Raw genomic sequence first — 19645 nt, 5'->3', positions numbered from 1 at the left:
GGCGTCATCCGGGTCGGTCGGCCGGTGGTCGCCTCGCCGTCCCCGACGACGGCGCGGCGGGCGGGTGGGGATGGCGGCGCGGGCATCCGCGGAATCCGCACACACATCAGGCCGGCGGCAGCGGTGGACCCCGGGCGATCACGGCCCGTCAGCCCCTGGTGGCGCGTCACGTCCAGCCCGGTCGCGTCGAGCCGGGCCATGTTGAGCCCGGCCATGTTGAGCCCGGCCGCGTCGAGCCCGGCCATGTTGAGCCGGGCCGCGTCGAGCCGGGCCGCGTCGGGCCCGGCCATGTCGAGCCTGGCCATGTCGAGCCGGGCCGCGTGGAGCCTGGTCGCGTCCAGCGCGGCCTTGTCCAGCCCGGCCATGTCGAGCCTGGCCATGTCGAGCCGGGCCGCGTCGAGCCTGGCCATGTTGAGCCCGGCCGCGTCCAGCCCGGCCGCGTCCAGCCCGGCCATGTCGAGGCCGGCCGCGTCGAGCCGGGCCGCGTCGAGCCGGGCCGCGTCGAGCCTGGCCATGTTGAGCCCGGCCGCGTCCAGCCCGGCCATGTCGAGGCCGGCCGCGTCGAGCCGGGCCGCGTCGAGCCGGGCCGCGTCGAGCCTGGCCATGTTGAGCCCGGCCGCGTCCAGCCCGGCCATGTCGAGGCCGGCCGCGTCGAGCCGGGCCGCGTCGAGCCGGGCCGCGTCGAGCCTGGCCATGTTGAGCCCGGCCGCGTCGAGCCGGGCCGCGTCGAGCCCGGCCGCGTCGGGCCCGGCCATGTCGAGGCCGGCCGCGTCGAGCCTGGCCATGTCGAGCCGGGCCGCGTGGAGCCTGGCCGCGTCCAGCGCGGCCTTGTCCAGCCCGGCCATGTCGAGCCTGGCCGCGTCGAGCCGGCCGCGTCCAGCCCAGGGGTGCCTCGCAGCCTGCCTGCCCCAGATCTGGGGCAGCTCGACAGGACGCGAGCACATCATGTCGGCTGCGAAACGGGCTCCGGGGTCACGTTGGTCGCTCGCTGGGCCGGACGGGACGTCGGCACCCACCGGCTCCAGCAGCCGACGGAAGAACGCCGACAGCTGTCGGTGCCTCGTCGGGAGGCTGTGGAGCTGATGTCGTAGACGATTCGGCGTCGTGGCGGACCGCGCCCGGGTGATGTCGTGGACGATTCAGCTCGAAAGGGGTCCGACAGCTCCAACGAACCCGCCGGGTGAGCGAACGCCGAATGTCCGGTCGTGGGTGGTCTGGGGTGTGGTCGGTGGCACCCTGGGGCCGGAATCGTGGGCGGGCCGGGGTCGTTGAACAGCCCTGACGGCCGAGGTAGCAGGCCCCCTGGTCCGCGTGGCCCGCCCGATCGGGCGGGACCGCCGGGAATGATGGCGGGCCGCGGGTCGTTGGATACGGACCCGGCCCGGTGCGGCACCCCCGCCCACCACGCGCCGTGGAACCCCCCGAGACTTTCCCCCTTTCGAGCACCCCCGTGCTCGTCCCCCTGAGATCCACGCCCCGTCCCCCGACGGTGTGGACCTTCACCCCCCGAGGAGCTTTGATCATGAACACGATCCTGCGGAAGAGCATGCTCAGTGTCGCTGGTCTGGCGTTCGCCACCGGTGTGGCCGCCGGCCCCGTGACCGCCCACGCCGCCCCGGTGCACGAGGCGAAGCCCGTCGCGGTCGTCCACACCGCCGACAAGCCCGACACCGGGAAGCTGATCCCGCACGGCACCCAGGGCACCCAGTCCCGTATCGCCCTGAACGACGAGCAGACCGCGAACGCCAAGGCGATCATCGCGGCGACGAAGAAGAACGGCCTGCCCGAGCGGGCGGCGGTCATCTCCATCGCCACGAGCCTGCAGGAATCCAAGCTGGAGAACCTGGGCCACCTCGGCGACCGCAACGACCACGACTCGCTGGGCCTGTTCCAGCAGCGCCCGAGCTCGGGTTGGGGCACGCCGGAGCAGATCACCGACCCCGAGTACTCCACCACCGCCTTCCTCAAGGGCCTCAAGCAGGTCGACGGGTGGCAGGACATGCCGCTGACCGACGCCGCCCAGACCGTGCAGGTGTCGGCGTACCCGGACGCCTACGCCCAGTGGGAGCAGCAGGCCGCTGACCTGGTGGCCCAGTACTGGAACAGCTGACAATCGCACGACCACACGCTGGCCGGCACCCTCCTCGGGGTGCCGGCCAGCGGCGTATCCAGCTCCGTCGGGGTCGCCCCCGCAGCGCCTCGTTGTGGGGCCGGCCCCGGTGGGACGTCCGCGCGGTTCAGAGCACGTGCAGGGCCACGCACAGCCAGCGCCCCCGGCGGTGCTCCAGCCGGAGCGCCAAAGCCCAGCTACGCCCACCCGCGCCCGTCAGCACCGCGGCGACCTCCACCGCGTCGGGGCGTACCTGGGCGGCACGCAGGCGGCGCAGGTGGACGGTGGCGCGGGCGGTCCGGCGGCGCGTCGGGCCGGTACGGCCGGCGGCCCGGGACAGCTCGGGCAGGAGTTCGTGCGCCCGCGCCGGGTCGAGCAGCGCCCGCAGCTGGTGCGGCGGGCGGTAGCCGTTGAGCACCTCCACACAGGTGCCCACGAAACGGTGGGCGGCCCGCGTGGCCTCCGGCGATGCGGTGACCAGCGCGGCCGGTGGCAGCGGCGCGGCCGGGCCGCGTCCCGGGCCGGGTGGCACCGGCCGGAGCCGCCGCTGCGGCGGGTGACCGTCGGGCCGCGTCGACGCGAAGAGGTCGAGGGCGAGCTGGCCGTGGGTCGCGGGCGACCAGGTGTCCTCGTCGGCGTACGGGGGGTCGAGCGGCGGCGCGGGCCGGAGGCGGACGGGAGGCCGGGACGGCCCCGGGCGGCGGTTCATCGGCTGCTCCAAACCCTACGTTTGCCTTTGTTTGCCTTCGACAGGCTCATATTGTCGGGCAGGGCGTAGGGATTGGTCAATGCCGCAGAGCGATGCGGAGGCTACTCCGGGTCGCGCTCGGCGAGCGGGTTGCTCCGCACCCACTCGGCCGTCTCGTCGTACTTCCGCTGGATGTACTCCTCCAGCCGCGCGCGCTCCACGCGCCACTGGCCGCGGCCACCGATCTTGATGGCGGGCAGCTCGCCGCTGCGCACCATGTGGTAGACCTGCGAGTCCGACACGTTGAGCTCGGCGGCGACGTCGGACAGGAGCAGGAACCTCGGCTCCACGGAGACTCCCTCGTTTGGTTTCGTTCGCTTCAGTTTGCCATCATCCGCCGACACGAGCCCGCGCCCGTTCACGGCACCGTCGCCGGACACACCGGGGCGGAACTTCCACCGGTCGGGCGCCGGGTGTATGACGGTCACGGCGTACGGCATGATCGGCGCCCGGGCCGGCGCACGCCGGCAGAGGACCTGAGCGGGAGACGACGTGACCGACCAGCTTGTCCGGGTGTACGTCCCGGCGACCGTACCGATGCTGGCCCGGCTGCGCGAGCACGGGCTCGACGCCGCCCGCGCGCACGCCGTCACCCCCGGCCTGCGGGAGTGGTACGCGGAGGGCGACGAGGAGGAGCTGGAGTACGTCGCCTTCACCCGCGCCGCCCAGGACGCGCTGCAACTGCTCCGGGCCGACCCCGCCGCGCCCCGCCGCCGGGTCGTCGTCTCCGCCGACCTGCCGGCCTCGGCGGTCGGGCGCGGCGACGGGGAACTCGGGTCCAGCACCGTGGCGCTGGCGGCCCCGGTGCCGGTGAGCGCGGTCGCGGCGATCCACGTGGACGGCGGGGACGCGGTCCAGGACGTGGCCGCCGCCGCGGAGGTGGTGACCGAGGCGCTCGCCGGCGATCCGGACGCACAGTTCACCGTCGACGGTGCCGAGGACCACGAACTCGAGTGGTACGACGTCACGGAGCTGGACGTGTTGCTGCGCACCGTGTCCTGACGGGCGCGTCAGCGGCGGCGCCCGCCGCCCGGTCAGCGCGCCCGGGGTCAGCGGGCGGCGCCCGCCGCCACCGTCTCGTCGGCCGGCTCGTCATCCGGCTGGGCCGGACCGAGCGTGCGCCCGAACGCGATCAGGGCGGTCAGCGCCCCCACGAAGAGCACCCAGATGCCGTTGTCCACCCGCGAGGTGCCCAGCATGGTCTGGGCCACCGAGTCCGCCTCGCTGAGCGCGCCGGCCAGGTCGATGAGCGTGCGCCCGCCGACCCGGATGATCACTTCGGCCAGCAGCAGGAGCAGGCCTGGCCCGGCACCGGCCAGCAGGTACGCGGGCCAGCGGGGCGCCGGCGCGTCCGGCTCGCGGCGGGCGGCGCGACGGCGGGCCCACGTGAGGTAGCCGAACGCCAGCAGACCCGCCACCAGCCCGGCGAGCAGGGACTCGGTGCGGGAGACCCACTTGGCGGCGTTGACCAGTGACTCCTGGGTGTCGCCGGCGCCGAACAGGTCGAAGAGCCGGCCCCGGGCGCGGCTGAACGCGACCACGAAGATCAGTACGCCGAGCGCCGAGGCCACCACGGCGCCCACCACGGGGGTGGCGCGGGCGCCGGCCACGGCTCCGCCGATGATCGCCGCGGCGACGGTGGTGCCGGCGATGACGTTGGTCGTGGCGGTGTCGGCGTACGTGAGGTTCACGGCCACCGCGGCGGCGAGCCCGATCAGCAGGCCGGACCCGGTCGCCGCCAGGAAGCGCACGGTGGCGCGGTCGGCGACCCGGGGGCCGAGCAGGTCGACGCCGTAGAGGGCGAAGGCGGCGCCGGCCACGAGCGCCGCCGAGATCACCCCGGGCAGCGCGAAGGCGGAGAGGCTGATGGCCGTGACGCCGGCCTCCGCCGAGTGGATCGCCTCCCGGGTGGACCAGAGCATCGCGGCCAGCCAGGCCAGCGAGAGCAGCCCCAGCAGCGCGGCGGCCGGCGCCCGCCCGCCGCTCCGCGTGGCGTCCGTCCCGGGCTCGTCGACGGCGGCGTCCGCGTCGGCCGCACCGTCGGCCCCGGCGTCCCCGTCGGTCGTGGCCGCCGCGTTGGTCGTACCCTCGACCGCCCGGCCCTCCGGCGCGTCGCCGTCGCGGGCGCCGGCGGACTCGTCACCCGCCGGGTCGGTGACCGCCGTGGCGGCGGCCTCACCGGCGGTGGTCGCCGCGCTGTCGCCGACCGCGGGCTGGTCCGGCTCCGCGGCGTCAGGGCCGCCGGGCTGCTTGGTCATCGTCTTCCCTTCGCGGGGTCGGCAGGTCACCGGCCATCCAGGGTAGCCGCCTCCGATGCCCCCGCTCGCCGCCCGCCCGTCCCGCACGTCGCCGGCGTGCGGGACGCGGAACCGGGGGAGCCGGGTCGGCGTCCGCGCGTGGAAGAATCACGGCAGGTCCCGCCGCCGTGGCCGGTCAACCCGGCGCGACGTGCGGTGTCCGGCCGTCCGGTCGGTGCCCGCGGGTCCGGTTCCGCCACCGCTGTCGAGATCGCCAGGAGCCTTCATGGACGCCGTGTTCTCCGTACCCGAACCGCGCAACGAGCCGGTCCGCACCTACGAGCCGGGAAGTGCCGACCGGGAGCGGCTCCAGCGACGGCTGGCCGAACTGGCCGCCGAGCGGATCGACCTGCCGATGACCATCGCCGGTGAGCAGCGGATGGCCGGCGGCGAGCCGATCAACGTGGTGCAGCCGCACAAGCACGCGCACGTGCTGGGCGTCACGGCCCACGCCACCCACGACGACGCCCGCGCGGCGGTCAAGGCCGCCAAGGAGGCCGCCCCGATGTGGCGGGCGCTCCCGTTCGAGGAGCGGGCGGCGATCTTCCTGCGCGCCGCCGACCTGCTGTCCGGGCCGTGGCGGGACACGCTCAACGCGGCCACCATGCTCGGCCAGTCGAAGACCGCCGTGCAGGCGGAGATCGACTCGGCCTGCGAGTTCATCGACTTCCTGCGGTTCAACGTCCACTTCGCCCGCCGGCTCCTCGCCGAGCAGCCGCTCTCGTCCCCCGGCACGTGGAACCGGTTCGACCACCGGCCGCTGGAGGGCTTCATCTACGCGGTGACCCCGTTCAACTTCACGGCGATCGCCGGGAACCTGCCCTCCGCGCCGGCCCTGCTGGGCAACACGGTGGTCTGGAAGCCGGGCCCCACCCAGCAGTTCGCCGCGCACTTCACCATGCGCCTGTTCGAGGCGGCCGGCCTCCCGCCCGGTGTGATCAACATGGTGACCGGGCGCGGTGAGGAGGTCTCCGACGTGGTGCTCACCGACCCGGACCTGGCGGGCATCCACTTCACCGGCTCCACGAAGGTCTTCCAGCACCTCTGGCGGACGGTGGGCGAGAACATCGCCCGCTACCGGGGCTACCCGCGGCTGGTCGGCGAGACCGGCGGCAAGGACTTCGTGGTCGCGCACGCGAGCGCCGACGTGGACGCGCTGCACACCGCGCTCATCCGCGGGGCGTACGAGTACCAGGGTCAGAAGTGCTCGGCGGCGTCCCGCGCGTACATCCCGCGGTCGATCTGGGAGGGCGGGCTGCGGGACCGGCTGGCCGCCACCGCGGACGGGCTGGCGTACGGCGACGTCACCGACTTCAGCAACTTCGGGGGCGCGGTGATCGACGACAAGGCGTTCTCCCGGCACACCGCCGCGCTGGAGCTGATCTCCGGCGACGACACCTGCCGGATCCTGGCCGGTGGCACCGCCGACGACTCGGTCGGCTACTTCGTCCGGCCGACGCTCTTCGAGTGCACCGACCCCGCCCACGAGACCTTCACGACCGAGTACTTCGGGCCGATCCTCGGCGTGCACGTCTTCGACGACGCCCGCTTCGACGAGGTGGTGGCCCAGGCCGAGTCCATCGCCCCGTACGCGCTCACCGGGTCGATCTTCGCGACCGACCGCCGGGTGATCGACCGGGTGGCGGAGACGATGCGGTACGCGGCGGGCAACTTCTACATCAACGACAAGCCGACCGGCGCGGTGGTCGGGCAGCAGCCGTTCGGCGGCGCCCGCGCCAGCGGCACCAACGACAAGGCCGGTTCCTGGCACAACCTCGTCCGCTGGATGTCCCCGCGGACGATCAAGGAGACGTTCGTCCCGCCGACCGACCACACCTACCCGCACATGGGTTGAGCCCCTGCCGCCGAGGGGCCCCTCCGACCGGACGGGGCCCCTCGGCGCCTCAACGGACTGTCGTCCGCCGACAGTGCACATTGGAAGTCCTGTCGGGTGGCAAAATGCCAAATCCTGGACGCCGCGACGGCAAAGTGGCAGCGTAATGGCCATGGCGGATTCCGGAGTCAACCCCACGGCGGCGGCCCTGCTGGGGCTGCTGCACGAGGGGCCGATGACAGGCGGCCAGCTGATGGCCGCCGCTGAGCGCCGTCTGGCGCCGTACTGGTCGATGACCCGCAGCCAGGTCTACCGCGAGTTGCCGGTCCTGGCCGAGCGGGGTCTGGTGCGGCTGGGCAAGCCCGGGCCGCGGTTGAGCCAGCCGTACGCGATCACCGCGGCCGGGAAACGGACATTCTCCAAGTGGTTGGCCGAAAGCCCTGGTCGGGACACCATCCGTAACCCGATCGCGCTGCGGATGGCCTTCGGCAACCTGCACTCGCCCAGCCAGCTCAAGAACCTCTACGCCGAGGCGAACGAGTACCACACCGAGGCCCTGGCGCGGGTCCGGGAGCAGGTCAAGAACGCCAAGAAGGAGGGCGAGACGTACGACGCGAGCGCCCTGGAGTTCGCCGTCGCCTACCACAAGGCGGCGCTGTCCTGGCTGAAGAGCGCCCCCGTCGGGTGACGCCCCGCCTTTCTGCCCGCCACCACGGGGCTCGCACGCTGACTCCGCGCCCGTCGCAGTACGCTTGTCAGTCGTGACCGCTGCCGACTACGCCGAACAGCTCAAGGAACTCGACGCGACCCTGCGCAACATCGAGTCCGTCCTCGACCTCGACCGGCTGCGTGAGGACAAGGCCCGGCTGGAGCAGGAGGCCTCCGCTCCGGATCTCTGGGACGACCAGGCCAAGGCGCAGCAGGTGACGTCGCGGCTGTCGTACGTCAACGGCGAGATCAACAAGCTCGCCAGCCTCCGCTCCCGCCTCGACGACGCCCAGGTGCTGCTGGAGCTGGCCGAGGCGGAGTCCGACCCGAGCGTGCTCGGCGAGGTGGAGAGCGAGATCACCGGGCTGACCAAGGCCATCCAGGAGATGGAGGTCCGCACCCTGCTCTCCGGCGAGTACGACTCCCGGGAGGCGCTGGTCGCCATCCGCGCCGGGGCGGGCGGGGTGGACGCCGCGGACTTCGCCGAGATGCTGCTGCGGATGTACCTGCGCTGGGCGGAGCGGCACGGCTACCCGACGGAGGTGTACGAGACCTCGTACGCCGAGGAGGCGGGCCTGAAGTCGGCCACCTTCGCCGTCAAGGTGCCCTACGCGTACGGGACGCTCAGCGTCGAGTCGGGCACCCACCGGCTGGTCCGGATCAGCCCCTTCGACAACCAGGGCCGCCGGCAGACGAGCTTCGCCGGCGTCGAGGTGCTGCCCGTCGTGGAGCAGACCGACCACATCGACATCCCGGAGAACGAGATCCGGATCGACGTCTACCGGTCCTCGGGCCCCGGTGGCCAGAGCGTCAACACCACCGACTCCGCGGTGCGGATCACCCACATCCCCACCGGCATCGTGGTGACCTGCCAGAACGAGAAGTCCCAGCTGCAGAACAAGGCGTCCGCGCTGCGGGTGCTCCAGGCGCGGCTGCTGGAGCGCAAGCGCCAGGAGGAGCAGGCCAAGCTCCAGGGCCTCAAGACCGAGGCGGCCGGCTCGTGGGGTGACCAGATGCGCTCGTACGTCCTGCACCCGTATCAGATGGTGAAGGATCTCCGAACCGAGCAGGAGACCGGCAATCCGAGCGCGGTCTTCGACGGCGACCTGGACGAGTTCATCGAGGCCGGGATCCGGTGGCGCAAGCAGCGGGAGCTTGCCGGCGACACTGCGTGACGGCCCGTGGGCGCAGTGCGTCGTCGATCTCCGCACAACCGGGTAAATCGATGACGCGCACCGCATCGACGGGGCGTGGGACTTGGCTCTCCGGTTACACCGCGTAGACTCACCACCCGTGATTCAGCTTGAGCAAGTGACGAAGACGTACCCGAAGGCGTCCCGGCCTTCGCTCGACAACGTGTCCGTCTCGATCGAGAAGGGCGAGTTCGTCTTCTTCATCGGTCCCTCCGGCTCCGGCAAGTCCACAATCATCAAGCTGCTGCTGCACGAGATCACGCCCAACAAGGGCCGGGTCATCGTGAACAGCAAGGACGTCACGTCGATGCGGTCGTGGAAGAGGCCGCACTTCCGGCGCTCCATCGGCTGCGTGTTCCAGGACTTCCGGCTTCTGCCGAACCGCACCGCCTACGAGAACGTGGCGTTCGCTCTCGAGGTGATCGGTAAGACCAAGGCGGTCGCCCGTCGGGTCGTGCCCGAGGTGCTCGAGCTGGTGGGTCTCGGCGGCAAGGAGCACCGGTACCCACACGAGCTCTCCGGTGGTGAGCAGCAGCGCGTCGCGGTCGCCCGGGCGTTCGTGAACCGCCCGCTGATCCTGCTCGCCGACGAGCCGACCGGAAACCTCGACCCGGACACCTCGATCGAGATCATGCGCCTGCTGGACCGGATCAACCGCACCGGCACGACCGTCGTGATGGTCACGCACGACTCCAACATCGTGAACCAGATGCGCCGCCGGGTCATCGAGATCGAGAGTGGCCGCATCGTGCGTGACCAGGCCCGCGGCGTCTACGGGTGAGCCGAGGCGCACACCCCCGCCGTACGACCTGACGACGAACACCTCATGCCGGAGACCCGGAGGAATTCCCGATGCGGATGAAGTACGTCCTGTCCGAGGTACTGGTCGGACTGTGGCGCAACGTGACCATGACCATCGCGATGATCATCACGATGGCGGTCTCCCTGACCATGCTCGGCGCCAGCGGTCTGATGTACCGCCAGGTCAACGACATGAAGGACCTGTACTACAAGAACATCCAGGTCTCGATCTTCCTGAGCCAGGAGGTGACCGACCAGCAGCGCACCGACCTGGAGACGCAGCTGAAGAGCGACCCCCTGGTGAAGGAGGTCCTCTACGTCAACAAGGACGAGGCGTACAAGCGCTTCCAGGAGATGTACCAGGACGCACCGGACCTGGTGAACGCCGTGAAGCCGGACCAGCTGCCCGAGTCGTTCCGCATCAAGCTGGTCAACCCCGAGCAGTACAAGAACATCTACGACCAGTACAAGGACACCGCCGGCGTCGACGAGATCGTCGACCAGAGCCGGTTGCTTGACAAGATCTTCGACATCCTCACCGCGATCCAGAACATAGCCCTGGCCGCCGCGGTGGTGATGGCGATCGCCGCCCTGCTGCTGGTCGCGAACACGATCCAGGTGGCCGCGTACAGCAAGCGGCGTGAGGTCGCGGTCATGAAGCTGGTCGGTGCGTCCAACTGGTTCATCCAGGCGCCGTTCGTGCTCGAGGCGGTCGTCGCCGGCCTCATCGGCGCACTGCTCGGCCTGGTGGCCCTGATCCTCGCCAAGTACCTGCTCTTCGACGGGTCCCTACAGGCGCTGGAAGGCCTGCTCTCGCCGGTCAGCTGGGGCGACATCCTCTTCGTCTTCCCCTTCATGGCGGTCATCGGCGGCCTGGTCAGCGCCGTCACCGCGTGGGTCACGCTCCGCTTCTACCTGCGCGTCTGACCGCCGTACGGGTCGTCCCGCATCGTCGACAGGGGCCCTCCCGCGCCGGAATAAACGGTGCGGGAGGGTCCTTGTCATTCCGGTAGCATGATCTCCGCCGTCGGGCCGGGTCACCCGGTCGGCGGCACGCAGGAAGGGAGGTGGCGCCCATGCCACGGGAAAAGGGACGCAAGGTGGTCGCCTCCAACCGCAAGGCGCGGCACGACTACGCCATCCTCGACACGTACGAGGCGGGCATGGCGCTGACCGGCACCGAGGTCAAGTCGCTGCGCGCCGGGCGTGCCTCGCTGGTGGACGCGTTCGCGCAGGAGCGCAACGGGGAGATCTACCTGTACGGCATGCACATCCCCGAGTACACGCAGGGCACGTGGACCAACCACGAGCCCCGGCGTACGCGGAAGCTGCTGCTCAAGCGCCTGGAGATCGACCGGTTGATCGGCAAGACCCGGGAGGCCGGCCTCACCCTGGTGCCGTTGCAGGTCTACTTCTCCGACGGCTGGGCCAAGGTGGAGATCGGCCTGGCGAAGGGCAAGAAGTCCTACGACAAGCGGCAGGACATCGCCAAGCGGGACGCGGACCGCGAGATCGCCCGCGCCACCGGGCGGCGCCGTAAGGGGATGGATGACTGATTTGTCCGCCGTGGGCGGGTGTCGCGTCCGGGCCGGGGCTCGGGATGAAACCCGTTGCGGCAGGCGTTAGGCTAGACGGTGCTGCGAACAAGGCAGCCTGTCGAGGGGGTGACTGGTTTCGACTTCGTGCGTTGCGGCAGGGGAAGCGAGCCGAGGAAGCCGACGTCGTCTCGTGAATCGATCGTCGGAAAACAATAAGCGCCAAGCAGAATCGCGCTGACTTCGCTCTCGCCGCCTGAGGCGGGTAGCGAGTCTGTCGGCCTGGGAGTGCCTTCGACCCAGTTAGCCGGCATCAGCTAGAAGGCTGGCCAATCGGAACCGGTCGCGGGGTCCGTGCGGCGAGATCAAACAGCGACTGGGCCCGTCACACCGACTCGCTCGCGTGATCGGTGGGGCCGAGTAGAGGCACAGCGAGCTGCGCTCGGAGAAGCCCTGACAAGGCGGCGAAGGACCCGGGTTCGATTCCCGGCACCTCCACCAACGGCCTGTGCGCCCCGGTCCACCCGGACCGGGGCGCACAGTCGTTTCCGGCGCTGTTTCCGGCGATCGTCCTGTGGCCCCTGTGGCCTGCGGGAACGGTGGGGCGGACGGGACGGATGAGGCGGCGGTGGGCTCTGGACAGCCGCCACCGCCGGGTCCACCATCGGCGTACGCGGTCAGACGTACGCGCGGGAGGTGCCCATGGTCACCCAACCGATCCGGCAGCCGTCAACCGTCACGGGAACGCGCCAGCGACCCGCGGCCGACCCGCACCCGGCCTCCCTCCTCGGCGACCTGCGCGCCCTCCTCCGGACGCTGGCCGTGCCGGCCGAGGAGCCGTGCTGGCGGGAGCACCTGGTGGTGCAACTGGCTCCGCTGCGTCGGGGCTTCGCCGAGCACGTCCGGGTGACCGAGGGGCCCGACGGTCTCTACGCCGAACTGCTCGCGCAGGCCCCACGGCTGGACCGCGGCGTGCGTCTGCTCGCCCGGGAGCACGTCACGATCACCGCGGCGCTCGCCGCCCTCCAGCACGCCGCTGAGCTGCCCGGCGTGTCGGCGCACGAACTGCGCGGCCTGGCCTCGCACGTGCTGCGGGCACTGTCGCGCCATCGCCAGCGCGGCGCCGACCTGTTGTGGCAGGCGTACGAGACGGACCTGGGCGGCGAGACCTGACCGACGGTCCGGCGGCCGCGTGTGCGACGACCGGGACGCGGGCGTACCCGTGATGCGGCACCACCCCGTCGCGCGGCCTGTCGAGCTGCCCCATATGGGGGCGGGGCGCGGGCGGACCAACCGTCCACGCCTGGTGCCCCATTTCCGGGGCAGCTCGACAGGGACGGGGTGGTGGAACGCTGTGGAGCTGAGTCGGCACAACCGGACCGACCGCGGCGACCCCACGATCGCCGGGGCCGGCAGCGGGAACGGCGGGAACCGGGCGGCCGGGACGACCGTCGAACGGGTATGCGTCGATCAGCGCTCCTGCTGGGCCTACCTCTGCTGATGCTCGCCGTCGGCTGCGCGCCGGCCGGTTCCCAGCCCCTCGTCGCCCCGACCGGTTCGCCGATCACGGCGGTCCCGGGCAGCCCGGACCACCGCTGGGAGGGGTTCCACCAGCGCGCCGCCGACGTCGCCGGGGCGTGGCGGCCGGGCGAGGCGTGGACGCGGGGGTACGTACCGCTGGAGGGGCCCACCCTCGTGACGGGCGACCCGGGATTCACCCGCGACGCCGAGACGGCGTTCCTGGCCGGCTGGTACCGGGAGCAGACGGACCTTCCCGCCACACGGCCCGCCGACGGCACCATCCGCTTTCCCGACGGCACGCTGACCGTCCCGCTCGTGAGCGCCGCGGAGGCGTACCGGGAACTGGACCGGGGCGACCCGCCGCCGTGTCCGGGGCGACCCGCGGCGCCGCCGCGCCCCAAGGACGGGCCCATCATCGAACCCGGCCCCGACGGATGGGCCACCAGCTCACCGCAGACCGCGTGCACCCCGCTGACCGTCACGGCCGTACGGCTCGGCACCGCCGCCGTCCGGACCAGTCGCGGTGAGGCGCGGGTGCCGGCCTGGCTCTTCACCGTCGAGGAGCTGACCGCCCCCGTGGCCCGGCTCGCGGTCGCACCGTCGGCCGTCGGCGCCGTGCCCGAGCCGAGCGGCGCGCCACGACCCGCCCCCGACGGCGTCGTGGGCGCGCAGGACCTCCAGGCGGTGGAGGGCACCCGCCTCACGTACCGGCTGGGGGTCGGCGCCTGCGACACGGACATCACCCCGCTGGTGCAGGAGCGCGAGGACGTGGTGGTGGTCGGCGGCGGGGTCACCCGGGCCAGCGGCGTCTGCACCGATCAGCTCCAGCTCGCACCGGTCACCGTCACCCTGAAGGCGCCGTTGGGCGCGCGGGCCGTGCTGGACGTGGTCACCGGCGCGCCGCTGCGGATCGGGTCCCGCTGACGGGCGTCAGATGATGCGGGGCAGGTCGGTGGTGATCGGCACCGGCAGCACCGTGGGGCCGTCCCGCCGGAGGCCGGCGGCCAGCGCGTCCTCGAGCTGCTCGGGCGTCTCCACCACGGCGGTGGCGCAGCCGTACCCGGCGGCGACGGCCGTGATGTCCAGCCCGGGCAGGTCGAGGCCCGGCACGCCCGGCGTCTCCTTGAGTTCGGCGAACGCCTTGAGGATCGCGTACTGCTGGTTCACCGGCACCACGACGACCAGCGGCAGCCGCAGCCGCGCGGCGGTCCAGAGCGCCTGCACCGAGTAGTGGAACGACCCGTCGCCGATCACCGCGACGACCGGCCGGTGGCGTCCGGTGTCCCGCTCGGCCAGCGTCACCCCGACCGCCGCCGGCAGCCCGTAGCCCAGGCCGCCGCTGGCCATCGTGAAGTACGACGCCGGCCGGGTGATGCGCAGCTGGCGGCGCAGCGCGGGCAGGTTCGACGGCGTCTCCTGGACGAGCACCCCGTCCTGCGGCCAGAACCGGGCCAACGCGGCGAAGAGCGCGTCCGCGCTGAGCGGGCGCGTGATCTCCGGCGGGGTGGGCGTCGGCCGGGGCTCCGGCGGGCGGCGGTCGGCGGCCGGCACGAGGTCGACCAGTGCGGCGAGGGCCAGCGCCGAGTCGGCGAGCAGGGTGTCACCGACCGGCGCGCGGGCGGCCTCGTCCGGGTCGTCGGTGACGTGCAGGAGCCGCGCGCCGTCGGGCAGGTAGGAGCCCGGCACGTACGGGTAGTAGCGGAAGACCGGCGCGCCGACCACCAGGACGGCGTCGTGCCCGTGCAGCGCCTCGGCGAGCGGGCCGATGGCGAACGGCAGGACGCCCCGGTAGTGCGGGTGGTCCTCGGGGAAGCCGGCCCGCTCCGGTGCCGGCGCCGACCAGGCCGGGGCGGCCAGCCGCTCGGCCAGCGCCGCCGCCAGGGACCAGCCGTCGGCGCGGTCCACGGCCGCGCCGAAGACCAGGGCGGGAGCGCGGCTCGCGGCAAGTACGGCCGCGAAGTGCCCCAGCTGTTCCGGGTCGGGCGCGTACCGGGTGGCCACGGAACGCAGCGGCGGAGGCGGGTCCGCCGGCTGCGCCCAGTCGTCCAGGGGCAGCGAGAGGAAGACCGGCCCGGCGGGCGGCTGCACCGCCGTCGCGTACGCCCGCAGCAGCGCGGCCGGGATGTCCTGCGCCCGGACCGGCTCGTAGGCCCACTTCACGTACGGCTGGGTGAGTTCCGCCGCCCGGCGGTTCGTGAGCCGGGGTTCGAGCAGCAGCATCTCCCGGGTCTGCTGGCCGGCGGTGACGATGAGCGGGCTCTTGTTGTGCCAGGCCGTCACGAGGTTGCCCATGCCGTTGCCCGTGCCGGGGGCGGTGTGCAGGTTCACGTGCGCGGGACGGCCGGTGGCCTGGGCGTACCCGTCGGCGATCCCGACGGCGGAGGCCTCGTGCAGGGCGAGGACGTAGTGGAAGTCCGCCGGGAACTCCTGCAGGAACGGCTCCTCGGTGGAGCCGGGGTTGCCGAAGACGGTGGTCATGCCGAGGTCGCGCAGCAGGTCGTACGTCGTGTCCCGGACCGTTGCCATCGCCCACCTGCCTCCGTGTCGCGGCGCGTTGCTGCGGCTCGCCGGAGTTGGTCGGGCGCGCCCTCGACCTACCCGAATCTATCGGGATGAGCCAGGCAGTTCGGGCGTTTCCCGACGCTGTGGGATTGATCTCGCCGTTCCGGTGGCGAAGGTCGCCGCGGTGGTCGCCCGTCCGGCGACCGGCGATGCCGTCAGGGCAGCTCGAAGGGCAGCCGGATGCCGTCCAGCGCGTGCCCGCAGGCGCAGGTCCGCTCGTGAGGGAGCGCCGCGAGCGCGCCCAGCAGGATCGCACGCAGGCGGTCGGTGTTCTCGCCGAAGACCCGGAACACCTCCGCCTGGGTCACCGACTCGCCCTCGGTCAGCCCGGCGTCCAGGTCCGTGACGAGCGCGATCGACGAGTAGCAGAGCGCCAGCTCACGGGCGAGCACGGCCTCCGGGTGGCCGGTCATGTTGACGACGGTGCCGCCGATCGAGGCGTACCACCGGGACTCGGCGCGGGTGGAGAAACGTGGCCCCTCGACCACCACCACGGTGCCGCCGTCCACCGGCGCGACCCCTTCACGGGTTGCGGCCGCGAGCAGCGTACGGCGGCCGTCGGGGCAGTACGGGTCGGCGAACGGGACGTGCACGGCGCCCCGGTCGTAGTAGGTCTGCACCCGTCCACTCGTCCTGTCGACGAGCTGGTCGGGCACGACGAAGGTGCCCGGCCCGAGGTCGGGCCGCAGCCCGCCGACCGCGCACGGGGCGAGCACCTGGCGTACGCCCAGCGAGCGCAGCGCCCAGAGGTTCGCCCGGTAGGGGATCAGGTGTGGCGGGTACCGGTGGTCCCGGCCGTGCCGGGGCAGGAACGCCACCCGCCGGCCGCCCACCTCGGCGATCGTGATCGCGTCCGACGGCGGCCCGTACGGCGTCTCCACCCGGTGCTCGGTGGCCCCGTCGAGGAGCGCGTAGAGACCGGAGCCGCCGATCACCGCGAGTTCGGCCGTAGGGCCCATCGCCGCTCCCTCTCCCGCGCACGATCACCGCCGGTCAGACCTTAGCCACGGCACCGGCCGCACGTTATCGTGCCAGGCATGGCGGTGACAGCGCAGGTGCCGGCCAGCCGACGGAGCGGCGACTTCTGTGTCGCGGCTCACGGGTGACGGGTGTGTGAGATGCACGGAGAGGGCCAGGCGATCGGCGGGCGGGCGATGGAGTCGATGACCGGGAGACTGCTGGTCGCGACTCCTGCGCTGAAGGACCCGAACTTCGACCGTACGGTGGTGCTGCTGGTGGCGCACGAGCCCGGCGGCGCGCTCGGCGTCGTGCTGAACCGGGCCACCGAGGTGCCGGTGGCGGACGTCCTCGGCGACTGGAGCGACCTGGCGCGTCACCCCGCCGTGCTCTTCGAGGGCGGCCCGGTGCAGCCGGACTCGGCGATCTGCCTGGCCCGGATGCGGCACCCGGTGAAGCGGCTCAAAGGCTTCCACCAGGTCTCCGGCGCGGTCGGCACGATCGACCTGTCGGTGGACCCGGAGCGGCTGCGGGAGAGCATCGGCGGCATAAGGGTGTTCGCCGGCTACTCGGGCTGGGGCGCCGGGCAGCTGGAGCAGGAGATCGAGGAGGGCTCCTGGTTCGTGCTCGACGCGCTGCCCGGGGACGCCTTCGTCGACCGTCCCGACGACCTGTGGCCGATGGTGCTGCGCCGGCAGGGCGGGATGATGGCGGCCGTGGCCCACTTCCCGCCGGACGTGGCGCTGAACTGAGCGCCGGACCGGGCCGGCGCGGCAGGCCGGCGTACGGGGACCCCGCGAGATGACCTCGGCGGCCAGCATGTGTATAGTTTCGCCAGTGCCCGGGCGACCGGGACACGCGCAAGGGGCCGTGGCGCAGCTGGTAGCGCACCACACTGGCAGTGTGGGGGTCAGGGGTTCGAGTCCCCTCGGCTCCACCCCGAGCACAACGCCCTGGTGAGGGACCGAGTCCCCCGCCAGGGCGTTCGTCGTTCCTCGCCTCAGTCGAGGCAGAACTCGTTGCCCTCGACGTCCTGCATCACGAGGCACGACTCGTTCTCGCCGTCGGCGCGCAGCAGCCGTACGCGTGTCGCCCCGAGCGCGACCAGTCGCGCGCACTCGGCCTCGAGTGCGGCCACGCGCTCCTCGCCCACGAGCCCGGTGCCGACCCGTACGTCGAGGTGCACCCGGTTCTTGACGACCTTGCCCTCGGGAACGCTCTGGAAGTACAGCCGCGGACCCACCCCGGTGGGATCGAGGCAGGCGAACGACGAGCCCCGCTGCTCCGGCGGCTGTGAGCGATGGAAGTCCTCCCAGGTGGCGAAGCCTTCCGGTGCGGGCGGTACGACGTACCCCAGCACCTCGCACCAGAAGCGAGCGACGCGCTCGGGTTCCGCGCAGTCGAAGGTGACCTGGACCTGCCTGACCGATGCCATCGGGCCACCATAGGGGCCGAGTCTGTCGTCGTCTGCCGGGGGGCGGCCGGGCCGGCGCGGTTCGTCAGCCCGGGCCCCTAGCATCGGTTCATGACCGTAGATCTGTTCGCCGGCATCCCCGTCCGCGACCACGCCACGGCGGCGGCCTGGTACGAGCGGCTCCTCGGCGCCCCGCCCGCGTTCCGGCCGAACGATGTCGAGGCGGTGTGGGAACTCGCCGAGCACCGGTACGTCTACATCGAGGTGCGTCCCGAGCGCGCCGGGTACGCCATGCACACCGTCTTCGTGAGCGACTTCGACGCGCGCATCGCCGAGATCGCCGAGCGTGGCCTGGAGCCGGCCGAGCGCGAGACGTACTCCAACGGCGTCCGCAAGGCGATCTTCCGCGACCCGGACGGCAACGAGATCGGCTTTGGCGCCGCCCCGGCCTGATCGGTTCGGGCCGGGGCGCCGGACCGCGCGGGCGGTCGGCGTCGGCCGGATCAGGCGGACGGCGCCGACCGGATCAGGCGGACGGCGCCGCGCCGAGGAACTCGGTGACGAGGGTGGCGAGTTCCTCGGGTCGTTCGGCGATCATCGCGTGGCTGGCGCCGGCGAGGTGCCGCACCCGTACGGACGGGTTGTCGAGGGTGGCGAGCCGTTCGGTCGTGGCCCGGCGGTAGGCGGCGTACAGGGCGTGGAACCCCTGTTGTTCGGGCAGATCCTCGGTGGCGAGGACGAGCAGCAGGGGGCAGCGCGTGTCCCGGTAGGCGGGCATCAGGTCGAGCGACTCCATCGCGTCCCGCAGCTGCGCGGTCAGTTCCGGCCCGGGGCGCAGCCGCTTGCGCCCGTCGTCGGTGGGGACCAGGTTGCGGGTGAAGCCCTCCACCCACTCCTGCGGGTCGGCGCCGTACCGCTGCGCCATCGCCCGCTGGCCGGCCAGCGCCGCGGCGACCTGGTCCGCGTCGAGCGGCTGGGCCAGCGTGGCGGCCATGCCGTCGAAGGCGGCCCGCAGCGCGGCGAGGTCGGCCGCGGCCTGGTCGGGGTCCATCCCGGTGAGCTGGTCGGGGCGGCCGAGCGTCGGGTTCCCGTCGAGGCTGACCGCACCGGGACACTCGGGGTGCCGCTGCGCCCAGAGCGCCGCCAGCATCCCGCCGAGGGAGACCCCGACGACCGCGGGCGGGGCCAGGTGCAGGGCGTCGACGACGCCGGCCAGGTCGTCCAGCACGTCATCCCAGCGCCACGGGCCGTCGCCGGACCGTCCGTGCCCGCGCAGGTCGACGGCGACGACCCGGAACGCCGGCCGGAGCCGCGCGGCCAGCGTCGCCATCTGGGCGAGGTTGCCGCCCGCGCCGTGCAGGAGCAGCAGCGGCCGTCCGGGTCCGCCGTGGTCCCGGACCGCGATCGGTACCGCTGCCGAGTCGATGATCGTCTCACGCACGCCTGTTCCCCTCCTGTTGCCGAAGCCGGTCGCGTACGGAGGTGGAGAGCACGCCGCCCTCGGGGTGCCGGGTGAGCTTTCCGCGGGTGACCAGGTCGTGGACGCCCTGCCGGGTGATGCCGAGCATGGCGCCGGCCACGGCGTACGACACCGACTCGGCCGTGGGATGGCCGGCTCGTGCCGCGACCACCTGACCGAGCGGGGTGCGCCACCAGTCCAGGGGCGGGTCGAAGGGCCCGTCGCCCGGATAGAGCGTGGAGATCACCCGGATGATCGCTCCGACGGCCGCCCGGTCGTCGCCGCCGACCATCGTGGTGGCCCACGACCGGGCCCGGTCGTGGACGACGGCGCGGAGCGAGTCGACGCCGTCGTGGCCGTCGAGCAGGATCTCGAGCGGGTCGAGCAGGCGGATGTCGATCAACCTGATGAGCTGGTCGACCAGCTCGTCGTGGCGCGGTGGCATGCGGCCTCCTCCCGTACTTGACGGTCATCGTCAAGTACTTGACATCTGCTGTCAAGTACGG

At 72.6% G+C, this 19645-nt stretch carries 21 protein-coding genes, 1 tRNA gene and 1 other RNA gene; 15 read left to right on the top strand and 8 right to left on the bottom strand.

Going from position 1 to position 19645, the window contains the following annotated elements; translation table 11 throughout:
• Nucleotides 1-158 precede the first annotated feature (158 nt).
• Nucleotides 159-1091 carry a hypothetical protein gene (locus D7I43_RS32765; protein ID WP_158610120.1) on the top strand — a complete coding sequence of 311 codons (933 nt, stop codon included), beginning with the start codon at nt 159-161 and terminating at the stop codon, nt 1089-1091.
• A gap of 431 nt (nt 1092-1522) precedes the next feature.
• The gene (locus D7I43_RS20075) at nt 1523-2110 is read left to right on the top strand and encodes a hypothetical protein (protein WP_120330076.1); all 588 of its coding nucleotides are present in this window, start codon (nt 1523-1525) and stop codon (nt 2108-2110) included.
• A 127-nt stretch (nt 2111-2237) separates the two neighbouring features.
• Here D7I43_RS20075 and D7I43_RS20070 read toward each other — a convergent pair whose 3' ends face one another.
• Nucleotides 2238-2819: an Rv3235 family protein gene (locus D7I43_RS20070; protein ID WP_120330075.1), complete on the bottom strand. Its 582-nt coding sequence runs from the start codon at nt 2817-2819 to the stop codon at nt 2238-2240.
• A 101-nt stretch (nt 2820-2920) separates the two neighbouring features.
• Nucleotides 2921-3148 carry a helix-turn-helix domain-containing protein gene (locus D7I43_RS20065; protein WP_120330074.1) on the bottom strand — a complete coding sequence of 76 codons (228 nt, stop codon included), beginning with the start codon at nt 3146-3148 and terminating at the stop codon, nt 2921-2923.
• Between the two features lie 202 nt (nt 3149-3350).
• Between D7I43_RS20065 and D7I43_RS20060 the strand changes: the two genes are divergently transcribed.
• Entirely contained in the window at nt 3351-3860 is a 510-nt protein-coding gene (locus tag D7I43_RS20060; RefSeq protein ID WP_120330073.1) for a DUF6912 family protein, read from the top strand.
• 47 nt (nt 3861-3907) lie between these two features.
• On the opposite strand, the gene D7I43_RS20055 is transcribed toward D7I43_RS20060, so the two are convergent.
• Nucleotides 3908-5116, bottom strand: coding sequence for a hypothetical protein (locus tag D7I43_RS20055; RefSeq protein WP_120330072.1), 1209 nt, complete (start codon nt 5114-5116; stop codon nt 3908-3910).
• 265 nt (nt 5117-5381) lie between these two features.
• On the opposite strand from D7I43_RS20055, the gene pruA reads away from it, so the two are divergent.
• The 9 genes from pruA to D7I43_RS20010 all read left to right on the top strand — a co-directional run bounded on the left by pruA (nt 5382) and on the right by D7I43_RS20010 (nt 13671).
• Nucleotides 5382-7010 (top strand): L-glutamate gamma-semialdehyde dehydrogenase, encoded by a 1629-nt coding sequence (gene pruA / locus D7I43_RS20050; RefSeq protein ID WP_120330071.1) that lies wholly within the window; start codon nt 5382-5384, stop codon nt 7008-7010.
• Nucleotides 7011-7161: 151 nt separating this feature from the next.
• A complete protein-coding gene (locus tag D7I43_RS20045; RefSeq protein ID WP_120330124.1) occupies nt 7162-7677 on the top strand; it encodes a PadR family transcriptional regulator in 516 nt (171 codons plus the stop codon).
• 73 nt (nt 7678-7750) lie between these two features.
• Nucleotides 7751-8872, top strand: a complete 1122-nt coding sequence (prfB, locus tag D7I43_RS20040; RefSeq protein ID WP_120330070.1) for a peptide chain release factor 2 — start codon at nt 7751-7753, stop codon at nt 8870-8872.
• Nucleotides 8873-8990: 118 nt separating this feature from the next.
• Nucleotides 8991-9671, top strand: coding sequence for a cell division ATP-binding protein FtsE (ftsE, locus tag D7I43_RS20035; protein WP_120330069.1), 681 nt, complete (start codon nt 8991-8993; stop codon nt 9669-9671).
• 71 nt (nt 9672-9742) lie between these two features.
• Nucleotides 9743-10618 (top strand): permease-like cell division protein FtsX, encoded by an 876-nt coding sequence (gene ftsX, locus D7I43_RS20030; RefSeq protein ID WP_120330068.1) that lies wholly within the window; start codon nt 9743-9745, stop codon nt 10616-10618.
• Between the two features lie 149 nt (nt 10619-10767).
• Complete coding sequence (gene smpB / locus D7I43_RS20025) at nt 10768-11247, top strand: SsrA-binding protein SmpB (RefSeq protein ID WP_120330067.1); 480 nt, start codon at nt 10768-10770, stop codon at nt 11245-11247.
• A 104-nt stretch (nt 11248-11351) separates the two neighbouring features.
• Nucleotides 11352-11727: a transfer-messenger RNA gene (ssrA, locus tag D7I43_RS20020) on the top strand.
• A gap of 201 nt (nt 11728-11928) precedes the next feature.
• Nucleotides 11929-12399, top strand: coding sequence for a hypothetical protein (locus D7I43_RS20015; protein ID WP_120330066.1), 471 nt, complete (start codon nt 11929-11931; stop codon nt 12397-12399).
• A 288-nt stretch (nt 12400-12687) separates the two neighbouring features.
• Nucleotides 12688-13671 carry a hypothetical protein gene (locus D7I43_RS20010; protein WP_120330065.1) on the top strand — a complete coding sequence of 328 codons (984 nt, stop codon included), beginning with the start codon at nt 12688-12690 and terminating at the stop codon, nt 13669-13671.
• Nucleotides 13672-13677: 6 nt separating this feature from the next.
• Here D7I43_RS20010 and mdlC read toward each other — a convergent pair whose 3' ends face one another.
• Together mdlC and D7I43_RS20000 are read right to left on the bottom strand one after the other, a co-directional pair.
• Complete coding sequence (gene mdlC, locus D7I43_RS20005; protein WP_120330064.1) at nt 13678-15273, bottom strand: benzoylformate decarboxylase; 1596 nt, start codon at nt 15271-15273, stop codon at nt 13678-13680.
• Between the two features lie 191 nt (nt 15274-15464).
• Entirely contained in the window at nt 15465-16268 is an 804-nt protein-coding gene (locus D7I43_RS20000) for an S-methyl-5'-thioadenosine phosphorylase (RefSeq protein ID WP_120330063.1), read from the bottom strand.
• 159 nt (nt 16269-16427) lie between these two features.
• Here D7I43_RS20000 and D7I43_RS19995 point away from each other — a divergent pair, with 159 nt between their 5' ends.
• Both D7I43_RS19995 and D7I43_RS19990 read left to right on the top strand, forming a co-directional pair.
• Nucleotides 16428-17018 carry a YqgE/AlgH family protein gene (locus tag D7I43_RS19995; protein ID WP_120330123.1) on the top strand — a complete coding sequence of 197 codons (591 nt, stop codon included), beginning with the start codon at nt 16428-16430 and terminating at the stop codon, nt 17016-17018.
• A gap of 112 nt (nt 17019-17130) precedes the next feature.
• Nucleotides 17131-17203, top strand: a tRNA-Ala gene (locus D7I43_RS19990).
• Between the two features lie 63 nt (nt 17204-17266).
• Here D7I43_RS19990 and D7I43_RS19985 read toward each other — a convergent pair.
• Complete coding sequence (locus tag D7I43_RS19985; RefSeq protein ID WP_120330062.1) at nt 17267-17701, bottom strand: VOC family protein; 435 nt, start codon at nt 17699-17701, stop codon at nt 17267-17269.
• Between the two features lie 90 nt (nt 17702-17791).
• Between D7I43_RS19985 and D7I43_RS19980 the strand changes: the two genes are divergently transcribed.
• Complete coding sequence (locus D7I43_RS19980) at nt 17792-18133, top strand: VOC family protein (protein WP_120330061.1); 342 nt, start codon at nt 17792-17794, stop codon at nt 18131-18133.
• Nucleotides 18134-18206: 73 nt separating this feature from the next.
• On the opposite strand, the gene D7I43_RS19975 is transcribed toward D7I43_RS19980, so the two are convergent.
• Nucleotides 18207-19121 (bottom strand): alpha/beta fold hydrolase, encoded by a 915-nt coding sequence (locus D7I43_RS19975; RefSeq protein WP_120330060.1) that lies wholly within the window; start codon nt 19119-19121, stop codon nt 18207-18209.
• Nucleotides 19114-19584 (bottom strand): hypothetical protein, encoded by a 471-nt coding sequence (locus D7I43_RS19970; protein WP_120330059.1) that lies wholly within the window; start codon nt 19582-19584, stop codon nt 19114-19116. Before D7I43_RS19970 ends, D7I43_RS19975 begins: the two co-directional genes overlap by 8 nt.
• Between the last annotated feature and the right edge of the window lie 61 nt (nt 19585-19645).

Origin of the sequence: Micromonospora globbae, assembly GCF_003610785.1 — a bacterium.
GTDB classification, from domain to species: Bacteria; Actinomycetota; Actinomycetes; order Mycobacteriales; family Micromonosporaceae; genus Micromonospora; species Micromonospora globbae.
This window is presented reverse-complemented; position numbering and strand designations above follow the sequence as displayed.

What these genes read in the sequence shown, in the direction of transcription:
- D7I43_RS20070 (WP_120330075.1), bottom strand. Translation starts at nt 2,819, where the DNA reads ATGAACCGCCGCCCGGGGCCGTCCCGGCCTCCCGTCCGCCTCCGGCCC.
- D7I43_RS20010 (WP_120330065.1), top strand. Translation starts at nt 12,688, where the DNA reads ATGCGTCGATCAGCGCTCCTGCTGGGCCTACCTCTGCTGATGCTCGCC.
- D7I43_RS20075 (WP_120330076.1), top strand. Translation starts at nt 1,523, where the DNA reads ATGAACACGATCCTGCGGAAGAGCATGCTCAGTGTCGCTGGTCTGGCG.
- D7I43_RS19980 (WP_120330061.1), top strand. Translation starts at nt 17,792, where the DNA reads ATGACCGTAGATCTGTTCGCCGGCATCCCCGTCCGCGACCACGCCACG.
- D7I43_RS20055 (WP_120330072.1), bottom strand. Translation starts at nt 5,116, where the DNA reads ATGACCAAGCAGCCCGGCGGCCCTGACGCCGCGGAGCCGGACCAGCCC.
- smpB (WP_120330067.1), top strand. Translation starts at nt 10,768, where the DNA reads ATGCCACGGGAAAAGGGACGCAAGGTGGTCGCCTCCAACCGCAAGGCG.
- D7I43_RS19985 (WP_120330062.1), bottom strand. Translation starts at nt 17,701, where the DNA reads ATGGCATCGGTCAGGCAGGTCCAGGTCACCTTCGACTGCGCGGAACCC.
- D7I43_RS20045 (WP_120330124.1), top strand. Translation starts at nt 7,162, where the DNA reads ATGGCGGATTCCGGAGTCAACCCCACGGCGGCGGCCCTGCTGGGGCTG.
- D7I43_RS19970 (WP_120330059.1), bottom strand. Translation starts at nt 19,584, where the DNA reads ATGCCACCGCGCCACGACGAGCTGGTCGACCAGCTCATCAGGTTGATC.
- D7I43_RS19995 (WP_120330123.1), top strand. Translation starts at nt 16,428, where the DNA reads ATGCACGGAGAGGGCCAGGCGATCGGCGGGCGGGCGATGGAGTCGATG.
- pruA (WP_120330071.1), top strand. Translation starts at nt 5,382, where the DNA reads ATGGACGCCGTGTTCTCCGTACCCGAACCGCGCAACGAGCCGGTCCGC.
- mdlC (WP_120330064.1), bottom strand. Translation starts at nt 15,273, where the DNA reads ATGGCAACGGTCCGGGACACGACGTACGACCTGCTGCGCGACCTCGGC.
- D7I43_RS20015 (WP_120330066.1), top strand. Translation starts at nt 11,929, where the DNA reads ATGGTCACCCAACCGATCCGGCAGCCGTCAACCGTCACGGGAACGCGC.
- ftsX (WP_120330068.1), top strand. Translation starts at nt 9,743, where the DNA reads ATGCGGATGAAGTACGTCCTGTCCGAGGTACTGGTCGGACTGTGGCGC.
- D7I43_RS20000 (WP_120330063.1), bottom strand. Translation starts at nt 16,268, where the DNA reads ATGGGCCCTACGGCCGAACTCGCGGTGATCGGCGGCTCCGGTCTCTAC.